Source organism: Sphingomonas sp. AC411, from assembly GCF_979253035.1.
On record NZ_CEEDAQ010000002.1, the window covers coordinates 90,330 to 112,644 of the forward strand.

The window sequence follows — 22,315 nt, forward strand, 5'->3', positions numbered from 1 at the left end:
CCAAGGGCGAGAACGCGCAAACGGAGAGACAGGTGGACGGAATGACGCTGGTATCCCGGCAACCCGGGATGATCGAGGCCGATGCGGCCGGCGAACTGGTCGGCCTGCATGTCGAACGGGGGACCTGCTACGGCTTCAACGCGACCGCGACGCGCATATGGCAGCTGCTGGAACAGCCTCGCACGGTCGACGGACTGGTCGCCGACCTTCTCGCAGAGCACGCAGTCGACGAGGCGGAGTGTCGCGTCGACCTCCAGGACCTGCTTCGATCGTTAGAGGCCGAGCAGCTTGTCAGCTTGACGCCCGCATGACGGCGCTCGCCGGCCTGTGGAGCCGGCGTGGCGAGGCGACGGAAACGGCGGTCGGGCGAATGCTCGACGCCCAGGCAGCGTTCGGGCCGGAGCCGGCGATCCGCCGTACGCTGGACGCCGCGACGCTCGGGCGACGGCTCTACCCTCTCGTGCCCGAAGACGACTTCGACCGGGGACCGATCTTGGGCGGCGACGGCACGCTGCTGCTCGTCGCGGATGCGCGGATCGACAACCGCGACGAAATCGCGAGCGCGCTCGGCCTGTCCGTCGATCTCGCCCGCACGGCCGAGCCGCAGCTGTTGATGGCGGTTATCGAGCAATGGGGCATTGCAGGCCTTGCCCGCGTCGTCGGGGCCTTTGCCGTCATGCTGTGGGATGCGCGCCGGTCCGTGCTGACCCTGGCGCGGGATCCGATGGGCGAACGACCGCTCTTCTACCACCGCGGCGACGGCTTCGTCGCCGCGTCCTCGATGCCGCGCGGCCTGCACGCTCACCCCGACATCCCCTATGCGCCGAGCGAAACCGCCACGGCCGACTTCTTGGCGATACTGCCCGAAGGCGAGGAAAGCTTCTTTGCCGGCATCGCGCGGGTACGCCCCGGTCACGCGGTCGCGATCGATGCGGATGGCTTTGTCGAAACCCGGCTGTGGACCCCGACGCGCACGATCCTGCGCCTCAAGCCCGATGACTATGCGGAAGGGTTACGCGCCGAACTGGATCGTGCCGTCGCCGTCAGGCTGCGCCGGATACAGGGGGCGGTGGGGTCGCATTTGTCCGCCGGCCTGGACAGCGCCAGCGTTGCCACCACGGCAGCGCGGTTGCTGACGCCCGAGCCTCTCCACGCGTTTACCGCGGTACCGGGCGCCAGCGCGCCCGTGCTCCGCGGAACGATCGGCGACGAGGGGCCGATCGCGGCACGTGTCGCGGCACTTCACGCCAACATCACGCATGTCCCCGTTCAGGGTGACGGGCGCTCGCCGCTGCCGCTGCTGGACCGGCATTTCGATCTTTACCAGCGACCGGTCATGAACCCGTGGAATGCGGTGTGGGGCGAGGCGATTAACGACGCCGCGCGGGCGCGCGGCGTGAGCGTCCTACTCACCGGGCAGCTTGGCAATTTTACGCTGAGCCACGACGGCGTCCCGCATCTGGCCCAGCTATTCGGCACCGGACAGCTTGGCGCGCTGGCCACGCTGGCGCGCCAACTGCGCGCGCAAGGCTGGCGGCGGAGACGGATCGGCGCGGCGACGCTAGGGCCGTTCGTGCCGCCTGCCGTCTGGACCTGGCTGGTCGATCGCTTCGGCCACTCGCTGGCGCTCGATGGTTATAGCGCGCTGCGCCAGGGCGCGATCGCCGACCTGGACAGGCGCGCCGCAGCGAGCGGCACCGACCTGTCCTACCGCCCCTGGCGCGACGGTCGCGCGATGCGGCTATGGGGCCTCGATCGTGTTGGACATGGGATCCTACAACAAGGGCACGCTTGCGGGGTGGGGCATCGACCTGCGCGATCCCACCGCAGACCGGCGGCTGATCGAATGGGCGCTGAGCGTGCCGGACGAGCAATATATTCTGGAGGGAAAGCCCCGGTCGCTGGCGCGGCGTGCCTTTGCGGACCGGCTGCCGCCCGAACTCATCGGCGAGCAGCGGCGCGGCTATCAGGCGGCGGATTGGCACATCGGCGCAACCGCCGCGCTCGGCGAGCTTGCCGCGGAGTTGGACGGCATAGAGCGCTGCCGGCCGGCGGGGGCGGTGCTCGACGTAGAGCGGTTGCGCACGCTGATCCGCGACTGGCCGGACTTTCCAGCGGACGACCCGCGCTGGAACCAGCTGGCGATCACCGATCGTTATCGGTCAATGCTGCTGCGCGGAACCGCGGCCGGGCATTTCCTGCGCCGGGCGGCGCGCAGCAATTGATCCGCCGTCTGCTCCTGTTAACCGAGGCCTTGGCCATGCTGGGGCTCGCATCGCTCCTGATCGCGGTCCTGTCGTTTCGGCGCGTGGCCGCGCTGGCCGCGGGTCGGACGTCGGGCCCCCCAGCCACGCAGACCCAGGCACGCGCGATCGCCCGGGCGGTTGCCGGTTGGGGGCGTCGCGTGCCGTGGCGGGCTGTAGTGCTTCCAGCAGGGTCTGGCTGCTCAGCTGATGTTGCGACGGCGCGGATTGACCGCAGCGCTGCATCACGGCGCCGCCCGTGACGAGAAGGGGCTATTGATCGCGCATGTCTGGGTCCGCTCGGGCGACGTCGACGTGATCGGTTGCGAGGAGACGGAACGCTACGGCCTCTTGGCGGTGTTCCCCCCACCTGACGTCGCCTCCGACGTCGCCATAGTTGAAACCGCGATGTTGAGGTCGCCGTCTACGGTGTCTTTTACGCGGGCGTGACGCCGGGCCGGGCTACCGCGACATCCGCGTATCCTCCGCAATATTGCGCACCGGGCAGGCCGTCGATCACTTGCACGCCGCAATATTTCCGGGCGCGCATGACAACGTCGTGAAGAACCAGCACGCGTCCGCTGCGGAGCTCCACCGTCAGATGCCCGTCGGGCCCCACCCTGACGAATGCCGTGGACAAGATGCGGCGTCCCAGCGCCTCGATGGGCGAGTCCACCGGCAGGGTCGGGGAAGGGGCGGGGGAGCGGCGGGACCGGGGGCAGGGGCAGGGTTCTCCCCGCGGACACCGATCCGGGATCGGTCCCTGGGCGGCGTGTCCGCCATGACCCGCGGCCTGGCCGACCGCGTTCGAGGCGGCCACGTCACGGCTGTCGGGCCCTGCCTTACTCAAGACCTTACTCGAAGCCTCGCTTGAACCTTGGGCGGTGGTTCCGGGGACCGGACTGGGACTGCGCATGGCGGCATCCTGAGGTGAAGGCGTGCAGGTGGCGAGTGCCGCGCAGAGAGGTAGCAACATGCGGAGCATCGCGTTTTCCTATCGGCCGGAGGGGCTTTCGATACGCGAACCGCGACCTCGAGTCACGGCTGTTCGGAGCGAGAAAAGGGGACGCCGTGCACGCTCCAAGAGGGCGAGGGTGGCCAAAATTCAACAGCGATTTAGCCTTTATCTGCAACGGGTTCCTCAACTTGCCTCCTGCCGCAGCGCTATCAAAAAACTTTCTGCGCCTTTCGTACGAACTCGACGATCTTGCGCTTGACCAACATGAACATACAATGACAGGATTGAAATAATTAGAGCTGATTACGAACGAATCTGCCTGCCTAAGTGCGCATTGCACAGCATGAACGATGCGATCGTGTCACAAAAGGGGAGTCTCGATGAACATTTCCAACCTGAGCGGTATTGCACCCACCGATGGCGTGGTTAACGACGTGGTAATCGGCATTCGGGAACCGCTGGCAGAGATCGACTCCGTACCGGCCGAGAATTTCCTGGCTGGCTCCCCAACGGGCGTGGCGGGCATCGATCGTGCACCGGGCGACATGGGGCCGGGCTCCTGGGATCCGCTCGCGGAAATCGATCATATGACGGTCGTCGCAGGCTGCGGTTGCGCCGCGTGCCAAGGTTTTCGCGAGGCGGATGGGGGCGTCAAGGGCGTCAACCCGATCGACGCCAACCCCGAAGGCAACAACATCGGCGAGCTGCTGCCGCTGGTCACCAATCCGGACGGAAGCCGCTCGTTCACCGGCAACCGCAACATCGACGCGACCCTGATCGGCGCCAAATGGGGCACGCTGAACCTCACCTACAGTTTCCCGACGTCCGGCTCGAACTATAACGGCAGCGGCTACGACACCAACGGCGTCAGCCTCTACCACGTAGACCTAGGCACGCAGCAGCAGGCAGCGGCGCGCGCGTCCTTCGCCCAGCTCTCGGCCGCAACCGGCCTGACATTCACCGAAATCACCGACACCGACACCGTCCACGCCAACATCCGCATCTCGCAGAGCGGCGATCAGGACGTGGGGTCCGCCTATGGCAACTTCCCGTCCGACACCCGCGGACTCTCGGGCGACATCTGGTTCGGCCGTACCAGCCAGCCCTATTACGATCTCGCCTTCAAGGGCACCTGGGGCTACGCCACCATGATGCACGAGATCGGCCACACCATGGGGCTGAAGCACGGGCATCAGGATTACACCAACAGCGACCTGTCCTTCTACTTCGGCGATGCACCGCGCTATGGTACCCAGTCGCTGACCCCGGATCGCGACGGCCAAGCCTGGTCGCTGATGACCTATACGCCGGCGCCGTTCACCAACAGCAACTTCGCCGGCGAGAAGATCAACCAGCCGCAGACCTACATGCAGTATGATCTGGCCGCGCTTCAGTACATGTACGGCGCCAACTACACCACCAATGCCGGCGATAGCGTCTACACCTTCAGCCAGACGACCGGCGAGATGTTCATCAACGGCGTCGGCCAGGGCGCACCGTCGGGCAACAAGATCTTCCTCACCGTCTGGGATGGCGGCGGCAACGACACGATCGACGCCAGCAACTATTCCAACGGCATCACGATCGACCTGCGGCCGGGCGAGTTCTCGACGTTCGACCAGTCGCAGCTTGCGAACAACCTGGCCTATCAGGGCCTGACGTCGCTGGCGCCAGGCAACATCGCCATGTCGCTTCTCTACAACAACGACACGCGGTCGCTGATCGAGAACGCCACGGGTGGCGCAGGGAACGACATCTTCGTCGGCAACGTCGCCAACAACGTGCTCGACGGCGGTGCCGGCAGCGACACGGTGATCTTCACCGGCGTCACGGGCGTGAACGTCACGCTGAACGACACCGGCGCGGACGTGATCGTTAGCCACGACGGCGAGACCGACACGCTGCGCAGCATCGAGAACATCCAGGGCACCATCGCCAACGACGTCCTGGTCGGCAACAGCCAGAACAATACGCTGAGCGGCGGTGCCGGCGGTGCCGACACCCTGTCGGGCGGCGCGGGCGACGATCGCCTGATCGGCGGCGGCTTCACCACCATCACGACTGTCTCGGCCCCCTCACAGCCGGATATCGCCAAGCCGCAGACGACCAACAACGGCAGCATCGCGACGGCGGTGAGCATTGCCGGCGCCTATGACGTCGACGCCGCTGCGAATATCACGAGCGCGACCAGTATCCCGCATGCGACGATTAACGCCGTGGCGGCCGGCGGCGCGCTGGAATATTACCGGATCGACGTGACGGTCGCGGGGTCGCAGGCGATCTTCGACATCGACGGGACCGGTACGCTCGACGACAGCATCCTCGAGCTGGTTAACAGCGCTGGCACCGTGCTGAGCAGCAACGACACCGGCCCGGGCGACGTCGGCACGACGATCAACGACGATGCCTACATCACCTATACCTTCGCCACCGCGGGCACCTATTACATCCGCGTCGGCCGCTACACGGGTGCGACCGGAAGCGTGGCACAGCCATTGGTGGCCGGGCAGAGCTATCAGCTGAACGTGTCGCTCCAGAACGCGGCCGTCGTAACCAGCACAGTTACCGCCACCAACACCAGCAGCGTTGTGATGGACGGTGGTGAGGGCAATGACTTCCTGCAGGGAACGATCGGCAACGACATCCTGAACGGTGGCACCGGCAACGACACCGCGTCGTTTGCGACTGCGTTCAGCGGTGGCTCCACGACGGGCGTGACAATCGACCTGACCATCCAGGGCACCGCGCAGAATACGGTCGCGGCGGGCACCGATACCCTGACCGGCATCGAGAATCTGATCGGTTCGCAGTATAACGACACCCTGACCGGCGACGCGAACGCTAACGTTATTGAAGGCGGCTTGGGCAACGACACGCTGAGTGCGGGCGCGGGCGATGACACCGCGTCTTATGCCGGTTCCGCAGCCGGCGTGACGGTAAGTCTTGCTCTACAGGGTGCCGCGCAGAACACGGCTACCGCGGGCACAGACACGCTCACCGGGTTCGAGAACCTGCTGGGCTCTGCCTTCAACGACACCCTGAGTGGCGACGCCACGGCAAACACCGTTTCGGGTGGCGCAGGCGACGACACGCTCGCTACGGGCGGAAACGCGGGCGGCACCGTGGACCTGCTGGATGGCGGCACCGGGTCGGATACGGCCTCGTTCGCAGGCTATACCGCTGGCATCACGGCACGACTGAACGGTGCGAACGACGGGACCGCCAATATCGCCGGTGCGGCGATCGCCACGTTGCGCGGCATCGAGAACCTGACGGGCGGGGCCGGCAACGACATCCTGATCGGTGACGACAATGCCAACGTCCTCGAAGGCGGCCTTGGTGACGACGTCCTTGACGGTGGCGCAGGTGTCGACACGCTGCTCTTCACGGACACGACCGGGGTCACCGTCAACCTCACTGCCCTGACGGCGCAGGGCCTGGGCAACGACACCGTTCTCGGCTTCGAGAATGTCCGGACTGGTTCGGGTGCCGACAGCGTTACCGGCGATGCCGGCAACAACATCCTGTTCGACGGCGGCGGCAACGACATTTACGACGGTGCGGCAGGGGCGGACACGGTCGACTATTCCGGTTCCACCTCGTCGGTTACCGTCAACCTCAACACGACCACCGCCCAGACGGTCGGCGTATCCGGGGCAGCGACACGATCACCAATGTCGAGAACGTGATCGGTGCGACGAACTTCGCCAACACCCTTGTCGGCGGCAATACCACGGCAAACCGGTTGGTCGGCGGCACGCTTGCCGACTTCGTCATCGGCGGCGGTCTCGCCGACACGCTGATCGGTGGTACCGGCAACGACGTCATGTTCGGCGACTACGTCAACACGTTCAACACAAGCGCAACGACCGCAGACGGCGACGACGTCCTCGAAGGTGGTGCCGGCAACGACACCCTCGTCGGCGGCATGGGTAACGACATCCTGCGCGGGGGCGACGGCGACGACGTCATGGTGGGCGGCATCGCCAACGGGACCGCGGCCGGGCTGACCGCAGTTTACACCAACGACGGTGGGAACGACACGTTCGACGGCGGCGACGGCACCGATCTGGCCTACGCCTATTACACGGATCGCGCAGGCGGGGTCAGCTTCGACCTCGGCAACCTCGCGGGCGATAGCGCGATCACGATCGACGGAGTCGCTGCAGGCTCCTTCACAAGCGTCGAACGCGTCGTCTTCCGCGGCGGTCTCGGCAACGACGTCGTGCGGGGCGGCGGTACGCTCGACACGCTGGTGGGCAATGCCGGCGACGACGTGCTCGACGGCTGGTACGGCAACGACACGCTGTCGGGCGGTCTCGGCAACGATACGCTGATCGGCGGCGAAGGGCTGGATACCGCGACCTACGTGAACGCGACGGCGGCCGTGAACGTCGACCTGCGGATCCAGGGCGTGGCGCAGGACACCGGCGGCGAGGGCATCGACACGCTGAACGGCATCGAATATCTGACCGGCTCGGGCTTCGGCGATACGTTGCGCGGCAATGACGACTTCAACCTGATCACCGACAATGCGGTCGCCACCACCACGGCGGCGCTCAGCCAGACGGACTCGCTGTTCGGCTATGGCGGCAACGACAGCATCCTGGTGACGCGTGCAAACACGACCACCGCCGTCACCGCGACCGCCGCGACCAACATCAACATGGACGGTGGTGACGGTGACGACTTCATCGAACTGCGCGGCGGTACGCTATCGACCGCGCTGGCGACGAACACGGCAGGCCTTTCGGGCACGACCTATCTCGCGCTGGGCGCGACCTCGAACGATCGGAACGTCGATGTCGTGACCGTCGATGGCGGTGCGGGCAACGACCGCATCGTCCTGACCGGCGTTGCCAGCGCCACGGTCAACGCCGGTGCCGGTGCCGACATCGTCAGCATCAGCATGCGCGGGGCATCCAGCGTCAACAACTACCAGCTTACGTTGGGGGCCGGCGCTGATATCATCCAGTTCGGCGTCGGCGCCACGGCAGGAGCATCGGCGGACGTGGCAACCACGGCGCGGACCAACCGCGTAGCCGATTTCCAGGGCGGCAGCGCTGGCGATAAGTTCGAGATGACGGATTTCCTCAACCGCGGGCTGACCAACTACACGGCCAACAGCAATGCCTTCGCCAGCGGCCATCTGCGACTTGTTCAGCTCGGCGGGGACCTGCTTCTGCAGGTGGATCGCGACGGGGCGTCGGGCACCGTCAACGGCTTCGTGACCATCTTCGCGATCGGCAATGGCTATACGGGCGGGTTCTCTGCCTTCAACTTCGATGGTTTTATCGGGGACCTGACCCTTTCGGGCTTCTCCGCCGATGAAACCATCACCGGCGCGACCGGCAACGACGTCCTCAACGGCGGTGACGGGAACGACACCCTGATCGGCCTGGCCGGGAACGACACGCTCGATGGTGGCAACGGCAACGATATCCTGCGCGGCGGTGCGGGCAACGACACCCTGATCGGTGGTGCCGGGATCGATACGGCCAGCTACAGCGAAGCGACTTCCGGGGTACGCGTAAACCTTACTGTCAGCGGCGCGCAGGGCACGGGCGAAGGCACCGACACGCTCGTCGGCATCGAGAACGTCACCGGGTCGGCGTTCAGCGACGTCATCACCGGTGATGCAGGGGCCAACGTCATCGACGCAGGTGCCAGCAACGACGCAGTCGACGGCGGTGCCGGCAACGACACGATCTCCGGTGGTGCCGGCGACGACATGCTCATCGGCAATCTGGGCGCCAACACGATCGATGGCGGCGACGGCATCGACACGGGCATGTTGCTGGAAAATACGCCGATTACACCGTCACCCAGACAGGCGCAGGATCGGCAACCATCGTCCATAACGGCGCGATCGAAAGCAACACCTTCACCAATGTCGAGCGCTTCCGCTTTGTCGACGGCGTGGTGCTGACACTCGGCGGGGGTGGCAACGACCTGTTCGACCTGTCGCAGAAGACGGGCGCGGTGGCGCTGGCAACGGGGGCGGGGAACGACGCGATCCTGGCAGGTGGCGCACTGATCGCTGCAGACCGGATCGACGGCGGGGCCGGTACCGACCAGATCGGTCTCAAGGGCGATTATACCGGCGCGAACCGGCTGGTGCTGGACGCGGGCACGCTCAGCAATGTCGAGGTTCTGGCAGTGCTGGCGGATGGCCGCTACGACATCACCAGCGCCGATGCGACAGTGGCGGCTGGCCAGGTGTTCACCGTGTTCGGTGGCAATCTGGGCAGTGGCGACAGCCTGACCTTCAACGGTTCGGCAGAGACGGACGGCTCGTTCCTGATGTTCGGAGGCCTCGGCACCGACACGCTAACGGGCGGTGCGGGCAACGACGCGTTCTTCTTCGGACCGGGCGGGTTCGGTTCGAACGACGTGGTCGTGGGTGGCACCGGGGTCGACCAGCTCGGGCTTGACGGCTTTGCCGGCAACCTGTCGCTGCGTGCCGACAATGCCGATGTCGAAGTGGTGGCCCTGCTGCGCGGGCCGAACGGCACGAACACCTATGGGACGCTGTTTGTCGAGGACAGCTGGGTAGCAGCCGGTGCGACCAAGACGATCACCGCGGTGACCAACTTCCAGGGGCAGGCGGGTTCGGTCATGGCCGATCTCGTCATCGATGGCAGCCAGGAGACGAACGGTAATCTGCGCATTCTCGCAGGGTCGGGCAACGACACGATCTTCGGTGGTGCCGGTGACGACACGCTGTTCGGCGGTCTGGGTCGCGACAAGATTTCGGGCGGAGCAGGTACGGACACCTTCGTGTTCAATTCTGCAGCGGAATCGAACGTGACTGTCGGCAATGGCGGGGCCGCGATCCTGAACTACGATACGCTGTTCGGCTTCACGCAGGGCACCGACGTGATCCAGGTCAACGGCCAGTCCTACGGCACTGCCACGGCGGGCCAGAACGGCCGGCTGGACGATGCCACCTTCAACGACGATCTTGCCGCGGCTTTCGGTAATATCGGCGGTAATGCGGCCGTGACGTTCACCGCAACGTCGGGTAATCATGCAGGCGAGACCTTTATGGTCGTCAACACCGATGGCGTCGCCGGCTATCAGGCCGGCAGCGACCTCGTTCTGCATCTTGCCCCCGTAGGCGACCTGACACCGCCTTCCGTCATCCTGTAAGCATCACCAAGGGAGATCAACCATGACCAAGACCACCAAGACTGCCATCGCTCGCAAGCCCTGGGTACGCCCCGCGGTCCAGAAGATCGCGGCTGGCCAAGCCGAGGTTGGTACCCGTACCGCCGGTGACGGTACGTTCACCACGTCCTGATAAGTTCTACAGTTACAATAATGGCCGGCCCGACATCCGTCGCGTCGGCCATTATTATGTCGAAACATGTGTTTCCGTTTGGTCGTCTGACGCAGTTGCACGGGTGCTCAGAACCAATGCTTTCAACAAAGCGTGGCCCACGCCTCGCCACTGGGAACTGCATTTACTTATTAGTTGCGGGCAGCCATTCATTTGCTGCCGCCCCCGTACTGCTAAAGCGCTTTATTCTCGACCAGAGACTGCGCTGTCGTCGAACGGACCGGACACTGTGCCAACCACCACGGCTCCAACATACACGGAGCAAACAACCAGATTGGCCTACTGAATTATTATCTGCCTCACTGGCTTCGGCTGAAGAGAACGGGCGCGAACTCCTGAGGCCTTAGCGTTCGAGCGTGGTTCATCAGTCGTACTCATGGCGTCGATATCAAAATATTACAGACTGTAATATATCCGTCATATGCCTCGCCTAGCACCGGGTTCGGCCCAGCAAGGCCGACCGGGGGAATAGAGACATGCTTACGAAATCGACTGGCGCGAGCCTGAACGTACTCGCTTACGCCACGCTCGTCGCAGGCCTCGTGCCCACTGCGTCGCTTGCTCAGCAGGCGATCGTCGTCCGCCAGGGCACCACCGACACCACCGCAAAGACCGTCGGCGGGACGGATACGCTGACGGTCGAGGCCGGCGGAACGCTGGCACCCGGCGCGACCCCCGCGATCAGTTGGACGACGAGTTCGACCGGCCTGCGGATCACCAATGCAGGAACGATCCGTACGACGGCCGCGGGCGGTCGCGCGATCAACGCTTCGGGCGCGAGCAACCCCCGCACGGTTACGCTAATCAATGCCGTGGGTGGCCTGATCGAATCGCAGGACGACGCTTTCCGGATCAACGTCGCACCGACATCGGGCACGATCCGCGTCGACAATTATGGCATCATCCGCAGCACCAATGGCGGCCAGGCGCTCGATTTCGATGCGGTTACGTTCGGCCCGACCGTCATCATCAACAACTATGCCGGCGCCGAACTCCGGTCGTTCGGCCAGGACGCAGTCCGCCCCGGCGACCGCGCGGTCGTGACCAATGCCGGACTGATCTTGTCCGACGGTGTCGCCAACAACAGCTATGACGGCATCGACTTTCAGGCGGGGTCGGGCATCGTCAACAACCAGGCGGGCGGCACGATCTCGGGCTTGCGCCACGGCGTCACCGCGGACAATGCGGTGACGGTCAACAACGCCGGTACGATCCTCGGCCGCAACGGCTCGGGGGTCGGCTCCGATGGCATGGGCACCGTCGTGAACGTCGGGACGATCACCGGCCGGTGGGACGGCGTCTCGATCAACGGCGATGGCGACGGCGTCGATATCGACCTGCTCGCTTCGGTGATCAACAACGGTACGATCCAGGGGCTCAGCGCGAACGGCGTCGATTCCGGCGGTCGCGCCAATAGCGCCGAGGGCGTCGCGATCGGCGGTGGCACAATCCTCAACAACGCCGGCGCGACGATCTTCGGTGCAGGCGCCGGTATCCTGGCCAGCAACGACACCAATGCGGGTCGCAGCGCGGTCAGTGCGACGACGCTCACCAACGCCGGGACGATCCAGGGGGCACGGGCCGCGCAATCACACTGATCGGCGGTTTCTCCGACACCATCACCAATTCGGGCACGATCATCGGCGGTGCCGCGGGCGCGATCGACATGGGTGACGGCAACGATATCCTGAATATCCAGAGCGGCTCGGTCATCACCGGTACCGTCGATGGCGGCACCGGCACCGATACCATCCGCCTCGGCTTTCCCGGTCTCAACGTAGGCGGCAGCTTCGCCGGCTCGATCAATTTCGAAGCGCTGCAGACGGTGACCGGCAATTGGACGCTGACGGGTCCGCAAGCCTATGCCAACGGCATCGAGGTCGGTAGCGGAACGACGCTATTCGGCAACGCCGCGACGCTCTCTCAGAGCAGCATCACTACCCGGGGCCTCCTGACGATCAACGAGGCGACCAATACGACCTATACCGGCGCGATCACCGGCAACGGTGCTGTGTCGAAGACCGGCGCGGGCAATCTGTTGATCGGTGCACAGGCGTTTACCGGCGGACTGAACGTCACCGGAGGCACACTGACGTTGACCGGCCAGCAGGCGGCGTTCGGCTATTATGTCGGCACCGGCGCAACGCTGACGAGCACCCTCGCCGCTACGGTGGCGGGCGCAGCAGGCTCTGGCTTCATCGGCAACAGCGTCACCAACTTCGGCACGCTGAGCAATCGCACCGCGAATGGTCGCGCGATCGACCTGTCGACGAACGGCTCGCTCAATCTGAACATCAGCAACGAGGCCGGCGCGCTTATTGAAAGCGCGAACGACGCGATCCGCATCGCCGGCAATCCACGTGGCGCAAACGTGTCGATCCGCAACTCGGGGACGATCCGTTCGACCAATGGCGGCCAGGCGATCGATTTCGACGCGGTCGCCGGCGGTTCGTCGATCGAGATCATCAACACCAGCACCGGGATCATCCAGTCGTTCGGCCAGGACGCGATCCGCCCTGGCCAAGGCGCGGTCGTAACCAATGCCGGGCTGCTCTTCTCTGACGGCCCTGCCAATAACAGCTATGACGGCATCGACTGGCAGGCGCGCTCAGGGATCGTCAACAACCAGGCGACCGGCACGATTTCCGGCCTGCGCCACGGCATCACCAGCGATATCGCGGTGACGGTCAACAATGCGGGTACGATCCTCGGGCGCAACGGATCGGGCGTCGGATCCGACGGTATGGGTACGGTTGTGAACTTCGGCACGATTTCCGGCCGGTGGGACGGCGTCGCGGTCAATGGCGATGGCGACGGCGTCGATATCGACTTCATCGGTTCGGTGACCAACAGCGGCACGATCCAGGGCCTCAGCGCGAACGGCGTCGATTCCGGCGGTCGCGCGAACAGCGCTGAGGGCATCGCGATGGGGGTGGCACGATCGTCAACACGTCGGGCGCTACGATCTTCGGTGCAGGCACCGGCATCCTGATCAATCACGACACCAATTTGGGCGGTGTGGCCGACGGCAGGACGACCATCAGCAACGCCGGCACGATCCGTGGCGGCGCAGGTCGTGCGATCACGCTCGTCGGTGCGTTTGCCGATACGATCACCAATTCGGGGACGATCACCGGTGGCACCGCGGGTGCGATCGACATGGGTGACGGCAACGACACGCTCAACATCCTGACCGGGTCGGTCATCACGGGCACGGTCGATGGCGGCGCGGGGATCGACCGTGTCCATCTGGGCGGCACAGGCGGCAACTTCGGTGCGACGACGGGCTTCGAGACGCTGGCGGTCAACACTGGCGCCTGGACGCTCACCGCACCTTCGACCTATGCGAACGGCACCACCATCGCGAGCGCCGCGAGCTTGATCGGCACCGCAACCACGTTGACCGGCGGTATCGCCAATGCGGGCACGCTGGTGTTCGACCAGCGCATCGACGGCACCGCCGCACTCGCGCTGACCGGTACGGGCCAGCTCATCAAGATCGGCAGCGCCGCGGCTTACGCTCGGCAGTCAGCCCGGTTTCACCGGTGCTACCGTGCTCAACGCAGGACGCCTTATCCTTGCCGGCTCGCTCCCTCGGCCGTCACGGTCGGCAATGGCGCGACACTCGGCGGTGTCGGCACGGTCGCTCGCCTTGCCGTCGCGACAGGCGGAACGGTCGCACCGGGCAACAGCCCCGGCACGCTCGCGGTAACCGGCACTTTCGCCCAAGCGAGTGGTTCGACCTATCTCGCGGAAACGACCGCAGCCGGGCTGTCTGACCGGATCGTCGTCGGAGGCGCTGCGACGCTCGCCAACGGTGCGATCCTGAACGTCACGCGCGACAGCGGCGCTTATGCGATCGGCAGCCGCTACACATTGCTGACCGCGAATGGCGGCATCACCGGTGGCTATACCTTGGTCCAGACCCCGACGGGCAACACCGAATTCCGTCTGGTCCAGAGCAACACTGCGATCGCGGTTGCCGTCGCCCGCACGGCCACGTCGCTCTCGGGGCTGGCGACGACCCGCAACCAGGCTGCGGTCGCGCCCGCCTTTGCCGCGCTTGGTGTCGGTAACACCGCCTATGCTGCGCTCACGCTGGCGTCCGACGACGCGGTGGTGCGCGATGCGTTCGACGACCTGGCGGGCGAAGTCCACGCGACCGTCCGCACCACGATGCTGCGCGGCGCTCAGACCGGCGAGGACGCAACGCGTACCCGCCTGCTCGAGCCCGGCGACGCCAGCGGGATCTGGGGACAGATGGTCGGTCAGCGCGGCTCCGACGACGGTGATCGCAACGCCGCCCGCGCCACCCGCTCGGGCTGGGGTGCGTTTGGTGGCGTCGACTTGGCGCTCGACGGCGCCCGGCTTGGCGTTGCCGGTGGTTACAGCCGGACTGACCTGTCGATCGCCACGCGCGGCAGTGATGCGGAAGTCGAAACCAAGCAGGTCCTTGGCTATGCGGGCGGCACGCTTGGTCCGGTCACGCTGCGCACCGCTGCCGGCTACGCCTGGACGAGTGCCGATGTCACGCGTGGCATTGCTTTCCCAGGCTTCGCGGCAGTCGCGCGGTCAAACTATGACGGCAACGTCTTGCACGGGTTCGTTGAAGCGGGGCTGCCCACACCGTTGTTCGGCGGTACTGTCGAACCCTTTGCCGGGATCGAACTCTACCGGGTCCACACCGATGGCTTCGCCGAGACGAGCAGCGCGGTGGCACTGACCGGCCAGGACGCCAAGGAGGTCTTCACGCTGACCACGCTCGGCATGCGCGGACAGACGCCGATCGCCGAGGGACTTAGTGCACGCTCGCGGCTTGGCTGGCAGCATGCGCTGGGCGGTATCACGCCTAGCTCGCTGGTGCGATTTGCAGGGAACAGCCAGACTTTCCAAGTCTCGGGTGCACCGCTGTCGCGCGACGCGGCGCTCGTATCGCTCGATCTAGCCTGGCAGCCGGTCGAGCGGCTGACGATCACATCCGGCTATTCGGGCAGCATCGGCGGTGCCAGCGAAGACAACCGATTGCGCGTCATGGTGTCGCTGGGACTGTAAGGGGCTCGGCGCCCATAGCACCACGGATAGCGAGAAGGACCAGCCATGCCCTCCGCTGCGAGTCGAGCGCCGGGGGCGGGACAGATCGTGGACGGCGAGGAGCGCCGTCCCGGTAAAGCCGAGGCTTCGCCTAGGCTTGGCTCCGGTTTTTGATGGGATTTTTGAATCAGCTTATTTGTTCCGGCAATTGATGGACTTGGGCCGCAGTCAGGCATCACAATTAAAAAACGTTCGTCCCGAGCCACCTGAACATCATCAAGCAAGGGCAGCATTGCTGGCGGTTTCGCCAACGTCGGAGCCTTCGAGCTGTCCGCTCGTCAAGACGGCAGCCCTGCCGACACGTACAAGCTTTGAGATCTCGCCCTCGCTCCGGCCCATACGCGCCGATATCTGACGTAATGTGAGACCCGCCGCACGCAGATCGGCGGCCCGTTTGCCCAATCGAATACGTTCTTCTTTCACGATGTTCGTTACCGTTAGTGATGAGTGCAACACCAAGCCCGATAAACCGTTATGTCGCTCTGTCCATTCGGAACGACTCTCGCCGAAACAAATGCGCAAGAATTTCCATAGGTTATGCTACAGGCAGCACCGGTCTGAAACGCACTTCGCAACACAGGGATTTTTTGTGCGAGGTAGGTAGAACACCTAAACAGGTGTCCATCATATACCCGATCCCGCAAGACCGCATTTACGTTGCATTGAGCCATGCGAAGGCTTTTTCGTTCTCAATCTGCTTAACCGCCTCAGTGGACGTAGCCAGCGCTATTCAGCGCTTTCGAACGCCATCGTCGCCGCGGTCAGTATCTTCCTTATGGTTTTTTCTTTAGCTCTAGCATCCGGATAAAACCCGGATAGGATTCGGGTACAGAATCCAGTTAGATAGCCGAGTAAATTGTAAGAGACGTACGCGACAGCTTAAGCCGTATATACAGGGGGAATTCATTTTTTATGTCAGTTACGTTTACTACCGTGATGGTAGGCGCGCTGGCAGTTTTCGGCGCTTCGTATCGTTTTTTCACGGTCAGGCGAAGGCGGCGTCAGGAAGAAAACTGGAAACGGTGGCGTGCTAAGATCCAGCAAGACTTCAACATGGCAAAGATTGAGGATCTAGGCATAGGCAATCGCGAGATAAATAATTACGGCGAATAATAACCACACGCTTTAGTTGATTTACATTCCTACAATATCTCGTGAAAATCACGCGCACTAATTCATCGATAAATCACGTTTCACGGCAGGGCGTCGTAATAGTAAAAATAATAAGACGCAAATTAATGGTTCCGACGGTCCACGCTCAAAAATTTCGGCGGAGGACTCATCAGCAGTCAGCGAACGTCCGGAGCGGGAAGGATTGCGGACCGTCCGCTTTCGAGCACCAGTCAGTCAGAGAGCCGTTCGTTTAAGACCAAGCCATTCACTGTTGGACCTTCGCCCTACGTTCGTTCGTGCTAACCGAGCTGCCGGGCTTTGCCGTCCTCACGCGGCCCGAGCTTCTCGAGCGCCTCCGCGATATGGATAGCTACCAGTGATAGGTCCAAGGCATCTGCCTGCGCCAAGGCATCCTCTAAGTCTTCACTCAGGCACTGAACGGGCGAGAGGGCGACTCGTGGCATGGCCATAACCTATACTGGATCAAGATTTCCGCCATCCCCTCCTTCATTTTCCCATGCTTACCCCAGCGTCTCTTGATCTGTCCGATCATGCGGTAGGCCGGACCGGATGTCGCGTTATGGGAATGGCGGTTGGAAAGGAAAGCGGAAGGTCCGCTCTGCGCCGTCGACACGCTAAATTTGTCGTTCGGCTATTGCTGACAGCGTGGGAATTGGGTCCTTAGAATATCTGGTGATAAGCTAGGGGGAGGCCCAAAGGCCTCCCCAGCCCGTTACTGCCTTTCCACATATATGATGCGGAACAGAGCGAATACGGTTTACGCGTCTTTATGTGCAAGACAGTCTAGTAATTGCTTCTGACGTGTTCGGTCGCGCGTCATCTTGAACGGATAACCGGTTCGAGGATCTCTGCTTCGACTCTGGCGCTAAGGTATTCGCCTGAAAACCTCGCGATAGCTTTAAGCCCTTCCAGATTGACGACCTTCAAAACCGCGCCGCTGTGAGATATCAGACCTTGCTTTTTTAGCAAGGCTAACGTTCTATTAAGGTGAACTGCAGTCAGGCCTATAGCATCCGCTATTTGCTGCTGCGTCATGGGAAGGTCAAAACTTCCGTCTCGTCCAAGACCTCGAACACTCATTCGGGTTATATGTTCACATAGAAAATGCGCCAACTTTTGTTTGGCGTCTCGACGGCCGAGGCTAACCATTGCCTCTCTATAAACGACCCCTTCTACTAAAGCGGCTTTGAGAACAGCCCGTGTAATCGCAGGACGAATATTTACCAACTTCAGAAATACCGCAGCAGGAATCTCTGCGACCTTTGCCGGTGTTAGCGAATAGACGTCGTGATCCGCGCGGCCTAAAATACGCTTGGGAGGTTCAAAATATCGCCTGGAAGTTCGAGCGAGATGATTTGACGCTCCCCATCCTCGACCTCTTTCTGGCGCACGACATAGCCGTCCAGCAAGATTGAAAGGCGATCACCAGCGTCACCTTGCCGAACAACGGTACTTTTGGGGGAACCTGCCGCGTCGTAACAGGCAGCGAAAGGATGCTTCTTTGATCCTCCGGAGTAAGCCGGCCATGATGGGTAAGGCGGTCGACCATGACCGATAGAGTGTCCGACACCGAGTGCTTTAAATGGGGCGAAGCCATATCGTAAAGTATGTCCACCACGCTAGCGGCTCTGGCAACATCTAATTAGATTGTCTTCATAGAGGGTTGGCTTCTCTGGACGCACTTCGACATTGCATTGCGTATCCTGAACCGCCTTGTTCGCCGGTGTCCCGCGATCAAGGCTGAAAACGCATTCCCCTATCTTCACCCATCGACGACCACCCGCATGGTCGTTGGAATGAATTTGCAGACATGGCAGGCTGAACGAACGGCTGCCATCGGCGGCATAGATTTTATGTCTGAGCGTCCGTCTATGGGCGATAACGTCAGGCCCGTGCTTCGCTTTCGGCAACGTAGCGGCGCAGCACGCGATTGATTTCGGTCTGGTAGCCGCGATCGTGGGCGTGTTCCTTGAACCAGCTTACGATATCGGCATCAAGCCGGAGCGTGACGGGCTTCTTGATAGGGCGATACAGACCTGGCCGGCGGGCATGCTGCCACGCCTCGGCCGATGCTTCGGGGATATCCGTGGTGTTAATCTGATCGTCTGGCAGAGCTGCGAGCCGATCGAGCTGATCCTGCAACTCGGGGCTAAGCGCTTTCTTGCTCATAGCGTCTCCTTTCGTGTGCCGTTGCCTTTCGGGCGCTGATGATCCGGACCCGGTCTTCGTCGTCCGGTTGGGGATGGCTGTGAACGACCACCAGGACGACGACGGCACCGATCATGCCGATGGCGTGCCAGCGCTGCTCACCACCCTCCACGCGATCGGGCAGGACCAGGTAAAGCGGATCGTTCCAAACCTCGCGCGCCAGCTCGAAAGAGACCCCGTGTTTGGCGAGATCTGATGCAGCTTTCCCATCGTCCCAGTCGAAAACCACGACCGCTCCTGTATTTACATAAGCGTATGTACACTATGAGGCGGCTTACGGCAAGTGAGATGCCAAAGGCCTTTCCCATTTTCCCGTCTGCATCACGACATTTCGGAGAAAATCGAATTGGGAACAGATTCCGAAAAACGCCCTCGTTAGAGGAGACGGGACCATTCATCCGGCCCTGCTGTCTCGCCCGCTCTTCGATTCCGAGAATGCCGGTCCAATGCAAAACTCAAAAGTTTTGTATCGGCTATAGATGCCCCACGGGCTATCGATAATTGGCAATAACTCGGCGCAATCCTTCCCTTGGCACTAGCATCCGAGGTTCTTTTAACCCGGATACCAATCCCGCCCGCCGCAGGGCCAGCAGCATCCACCAACCCGGATCATGTTGTCCTGGCTCAAGGCCAAGTCGTGCAGATCTGGGCCAAGCATGGTGATTTCCATGCCAGGCTTCGCCAAATGTGATGAGTGCCGCAGCGGGCAGATCATGCCCTTGAACGGCAGCACCTTCGATACTCCATCCCTGAGGTCCCTCACGATGCGTGATGTGGCCAACCAGCCAATGTCCCGTCACGCCAACCGCGATACGCACCGGCACGCCCCAGATCAGCCACGGTAGCCCGCCCGCCCAAAGAAACAGCAGTGCCCATGGCAGCTGTTGCGCCATCCAGGTGCGTTCGAGGAATCGCAGCACACTATCGTCACGCAGGCGCGGCTCGAGTTCGAAATGAGGCGGATGCGTGAGGTCGAGACGACAGTGCATTTGCCACCAAGCGTCGCGCAGCAACGATGCTCGATGGGCATGTAGATCGTGGCATTCCGCCTGCCGTTGCGCCCAATCCCGCGTGTCGTGCAACCGCACCATGCCGAGCGGCCCTGCCATACCGACCAACGTGCCAAGATAGGCGAGCATCCGCTGAAACCAGCGCGGTGCATCGAGACTGCGGTGGATCAGCAGCCTGTGCAATCCGATCGAATGGCCAAGACAGAGAGTGACCGCTGAGGTGCTGAGCCAGAGCAGCACTGCACCAGGCGTAGCGTACAATGGCGCCAGCAGCAGCGTGCAGCCTGTCATGCCGGCTATCCAGAGCGAGCGCACCGGCGCCCATCGTACTGTTCCCCGCCGGGCGTTGCTGAGGGGCAGAGCAGTCACGCGGGCGGTAGACAGACAGACCATCGAACATCCTTCGGCTATTAGGTATATGCCTAATTGTAAGGTTCGATTTGTCAACGCTTAGCTCATTGTCTAAATACCGTAGGATGCAGCGTGTCTTCGAAGCCCTATCATCATCCGTCCGACGCAAAATTCTTGCCTATCTTGCCCACGCGGAGCTGAGCGCGGGTGACATCGCCTCGCGCTTCGCCATGTCGAAACCCTCGATTTCACAGCATCTATCGATTTTGGAAGCCGCTGGTCTGGTGGCCAGCGAGAAGCGCGGTCAGTTCGTGTTCTACCGTCTGGTGCCGGAAAGCCTCGCCAACACGCTCAACGGCTTTGTCCAAGAGGTTTGCCCTGTCTCACGCCCGCTAAAACGGAGAGCGCAACATTGGCGCGCAAGGCGGCGGACGAACTTTGAATCCCACCCGGATCTAGTTAATGCAAAACTCACAAGTTTTGCATCAGGCTTAAATTGACGGAAAATCAGGCGCTTCCGTGATGCATAAATCCAATGCACAACTAGAGCATGATTTATGGCTACGCACGCGTCTCATCCAACGGTCAGGACCTGGCGCAGCAGCTCGCCCAACTCGGCGCAGCCGGCTGTAAGAAGATCTATCAGGAGAAGGTCAGCGGTGGGACGGCCGAACGTCCGCAACTCAAGCGCGCGATCGACGGGCTCGATGCCGGCGACGTGCTGATGGTAACGTCCACCGATCGGCTTGCCCGTAATACCCGCGATCTGTTGAACATCCTGCATGCAGTGAAAGAGGCCGGCGCCGGCTTCCGCTCGATCGCGGAGCCAATGGTGGACACTACGTCCCAGTTTGCGGAGGTCATCATTGCCGTGCTGGGTGTCGCGGCGAGCTACGAGCGCCATCGGATCAACGAACGCACCACTGCCGGCAGGGCCCAGGCCAAGGCCCGTGGCGTGAAGTTCGGCCGACGTGCCGCCCTTACCCCTCACCAGCAGGCCGAAGCCCTACAGCGGCTTGCGGCTGGCGATACACAGCGCACCGTCGCCGCCCTGCTTGGGGTGAATCAGGCGACGATATCGCGGCTGCATCGAAATGCAGTTGAGTAGCAGGTCACAAGTGGACGTTGAGCCGCTACAAGACGATTATGGATCGTCGCTTCGCTAAATTGCTAAATATCGGCGCTTTAATTGTTGCCCTGATTACGGTCGGCTTACTTTTCGTGCCCGGCGTTCTGGTTGATCCAACACCCATGCTCGCCAAGCCAGATCCGGACCTAGATATTCCGTTAGGACTACTCGGATTCAGCGTGGGGCTATGGGCGGCATACCGCATTACCACCATGCGCTACCTCAAGTCGCATCGCGTCGATGGGGGCGTTGGGCGTTGCGAATTATGTTGCCGCTATGGCTGTGCCTTGGTCTTACCGGGCTGGGCGATCAAATAGTGGAAGCGATCAGCTTTCGTCATATGACCTCCCTTCAGGAGGCCACGGTTCTCGTAGTAGGAAAAGAGACGAGCACTACCCGGCGAGGTCGCACCTTCTACGATGCGAGCGTGGTCAGTCCGGTAGGCGAGAATGTAATAGAATTTCGCGTAGACCAAGATGTTTACGACCGCATCGAGCCTAACCGCGAGTGCGTGACGCTGCTAATCCAGAAGGCGTCGAATAACGCAGCACGACTGGTCAAGCCTCTACGCTGGAAGGTGCGTTGCCCGTAGGCAGAGCGCTTAGATTTTTCAGGGCGAATGTCGACGCGTCCCGCCGCATCGGATATGTGCATCAACCTAACTCACGATTTTGGCCGTCTTCAGTCTGATGCAAAACTTGTGAGTTTCGCATCACCCGCCACGTCGTTCGAGGTCATTGCATAGACCGCTGGGGTCTCGCATCATCCGCAAATGATCGCACTATTTCTGCTCGCTATCGCTCCCGTCACCGGGAATGCGTCGACAAATTCACCTTGCCTTCCTGTGGC

At 62.5% G+C, this 22,315-nt stretch carries 19 protein-coding genes and 1 pseudogene; 14 read left to right on the top strand and 6 right to left on the bottom strand.

Annotation, left to right across the window (positions count from 1 at the left end):
- Window positions 1-41: 41 nt before the first annotated feature.
- From AC0IX7_RS20950 to AC0IX7_RS20965, 4 genes and pseudogenes are all read left to right on the top strand, one after another.
- Entirely contained in the window at window positions 42-311 is a 270-nt protein-coding gene (locus tag AC0IX7_RS20950; RefSeq protein WP_471814246.1) for a PqqD family protein, read from the top strand.
- A 59-nt stretch (window positions 312-370) separates the two neighbouring features.
- Window positions 371-1,417: pseudogene (locus tag AC0IX7_RS20955) on the top strand (asparagine synthase-related protein); the annotation flags it as partial.
- A gap of 349 nt (window positions 1,418-1,766) precedes the next feature.
- Window positions 1,767-2,225 (top strand): asparagine synthase-related protein, encoded by a 459-nt coding sequence (locus AC0IX7_RS20960; RefSeq protein ID WP_471814247.1) that lies wholly within the window; start codon window positions 1,767-1,769, stop codon window positions 2,223-2,225.
- A 228-nt stretch (window positions 2,226-2,453) separates the two neighbouring features.
- Entirely contained in the window at window positions 2,454-2,693 is a 240-nt protein-coding gene (locus AC0IX7_RS20965) for a lasso peptide biosynthesis protein (RefSeq protein ID WP_471814176.1), read from the top strand.
- On the opposite strand, the gene AC0IX7_RS20970 is transcribed toward AC0IX7_RS20965, so the two are convergent.
- A complete protein-coding gene (locus AC0IX7_RS20970; RefSeq protein ID WP_471814177.1) occupies window positions 2,680-2,883 on the bottom strand; it encodes a hypothetical protein in 204 nt (67 codons plus the stop codon). The genes AC0IX7_RS20965 and AC0IX7_RS20970 overlap by 14 nt on opposite strands.
- Before the next feature lie 698 nt (window positions 2,884-3,581).
- Here AC0IX7_RS20970 and AC0IX7_RS20975 point away from each other — a divergent pair.
- The 7 genes from AC0IX7_RS20975 to AC0IX7_RS21005 all read left to right on the top strand — a co-directional run bounded on the left by AC0IX7_RS20975 (window position 3,582) and on the right by AC0IX7_RS21005 (window position 15,595).
- Window positions 3,582-6,890: a M10 family metallopeptidase C-terminal domain-containing protein gene (locus tag AC0IX7_RS20975; RefSeq protein WP_471814179.1), complete on the top strand. Its 3,309-nt coding sequence runs from the start codon at window positions 3,582-3,584 to the stop codon at window positions 6,888-6,890.
- Window positions 6,887-9,130 (top strand): beta strand repeat-containing protein, encoded by a 2,244-nt coding sequence (locus AC0IX7_RS20980; protein ID WP_471814181.1) that lies wholly within the window; start codon window positions 6,887-6,889, stop codon window positions 9,128-9,130. Before AC0IX7_RS20975 ends, AC0IX7_RS20980 begins: the two co-directional genes overlap by 4 nt.
- Window positions 9,124-10,353, top strand: coding sequence for a calcium-binding protein (locus AC0IX7_RS20985; protein WP_471814183.1), 1,230 nt, complete (start codon window positions 9,124-9,126; stop codon window positions 10,351-10,353). The genes AC0IX7_RS20980 and AC0IX7_RS20985 overlap by 7 nt, the downstream gene beginning before the upstream one ends.
- 22 nt (window positions 10,354-10,375) lie before the next feature.
- Entirely contained in the window at window positions 10,376-10,504 is a 129-nt protein-coding gene (locus tag AC0IX7_RS20990; RefSeq protein ID WP_471814185.1) for a hypothetical protein, read from the top strand.
- A gap of 515 nt (window positions 10,505-11,019) precedes the next feature.
- Window positions 11,020-12,141: a hypothetical protein gene (locus tag AC0IX7_RS20995; protein ID WP_471814187.1), complete on the top strand. Its 1,122-nt coding sequence runs from the start codon at window positions 11,020-11,022 to the stop codon at window positions 12,139-12,141.
- Window positions 12,142-12,209: 68 nt separating this feature from the next.
- A complete protein-coding gene (locus AC0IX7_RS21000; protein WP_471814189.1) occupies window positions 12,210-13,535 on the top strand; it encodes a hypothetical protein in 1,326 nt (441 codons plus the stop codon).
- A gap of 26 nt (window positions 13,536-13,561) precedes the next feature.
- Window positions 13,562-15,595: an autotransporter outer membrane beta-barrel domain-containing protein gene (locus AC0IX7_RS21005; RefSeq protein WP_471814191.1), complete on the top strand. Its 2,034-nt coding sequence runs from the start codon at window positions 13,562-13,564 to the stop codon at window positions 15,593-15,595.
- A gap of 1,989 nt (window positions 15,596-17,584) precedes the next feature.
- Here AC0IX7_RS21005 and AC0IX7_RS21010 read toward each other — a convergent pair.
- The 5 genes from AC0IX7_RS21010 to AC0IX7_RS21030 all read right to left on the bottom strand — a co-directional run bounded on the left by AC0IX7_RS21010 (window position 17,585) and on the right by AC0IX7_RS21030 (window position 20,301).
- Complete coding sequence (locus tag AC0IX7_RS21010; RefSeq protein WP_471814193.1) at window positions 17,585-17,917, bottom strand: Crp/Fnr family transcriptional regulator; 333 nt, start codon at window positions 17,915-17,917, stop codon at window positions 17,585-17,587.
- A gap of 152 nt (window positions 17,918-18,069) precedes the next feature.
- Window positions 18,070-18,324 carry a cyclic nucleotide-binding domain-containing protein gene (locus AC0IX7_RS21015; RefSeq protein WP_471814248.1) on the bottom strand — a complete coding sequence of 85 codons (255 nt, stop codon included), beginning with the start codon at window positions 18,322-18,324 and terminating at the stop codon, window positions 18,070-18,072.
- Window positions 18,325-18,652: 328 nt separating this feature from the next.
- Window positions 18,653-18,937: a BrnA antitoxin family protein gene (locus tag AC0IX7_RS21020; RefSeq protein ID WP_471814194.1), complete on the bottom strand. Its 285-nt coding sequence runs from the start codon at window positions 18,935-18,937 to the stop codon at window positions 18,653-18,655.
- Entirely contained in the window at window positions 18,918-19,205 is a 288-nt protein-coding gene (locus AC0IX7_RS21025; protein WP_471814196.1) for a BrnT family toxin, read from the bottom strand. The genes AC0IX7_RS21020 and AC0IX7_RS21025 overlap by 20 nt, the downstream gene beginning before the upstream one ends.
- Window positions 19,206-19,467: 262 nt before the next feature.
- Window positions 19,468-20,301, bottom strand: coding sequence for an acyl-CoA desaturase (locus tag AC0IX7_RS21030; protein ID WP_471814198.1), 834 nt, complete (start codon window positions 20,299-20,301; stop codon window positions 19,468-19,470).
- Between the two features lie 161 nt (window positions 20,302-20,462).
- Between AC0IX7_RS21030 and AC0IX7_RS21035 the strand changes: the two genes are divergently transcribed.
- The 3 genes from AC0IX7_RS21035 to AC0IX7_RS21045 are packed head-to-tail and all read left to right on the top strand — an operon-like array spanning window position 20,463 to window position 21,783.
- Window positions 20,463-20,837 (top strand): metalloregulator ArsR/SmtB family transcription factor, encoded by a 375-nt coding sequence (locus AC0IX7_RS21035; protein ID WP_471814200.1) that lies wholly within the window; start codon window positions 20,463-20,465, stop codon window positions 20,835-20,837.
- A 50-nt stretch (window positions 20,838-20,887) separates the two neighbouring features.
- Window positions 20,888-21,445: a recombinase family protein gene (locus AC0IX7_RS21040; RefSeq protein ID WP_471814202.1), complete on the top strand. Its 558-nt coding sequence runs from the start codon at window positions 20,888-20,890 to the stop codon at window positions 21,443-21,445.
- 17 nt (window positions 21,446-21,462) lie between these two features.
- A complete protein-coding gene (locus AC0IX7_RS21045) occupies window positions 21,463-21,783 on the top strand; it encodes a hypothetical protein (protein WP_471814203.1) in 321 nt (106 codons plus the stop codon).
- The last annotated feature ends 532 nt before the right edge of the window (window positions 21,784-22,315 follow it).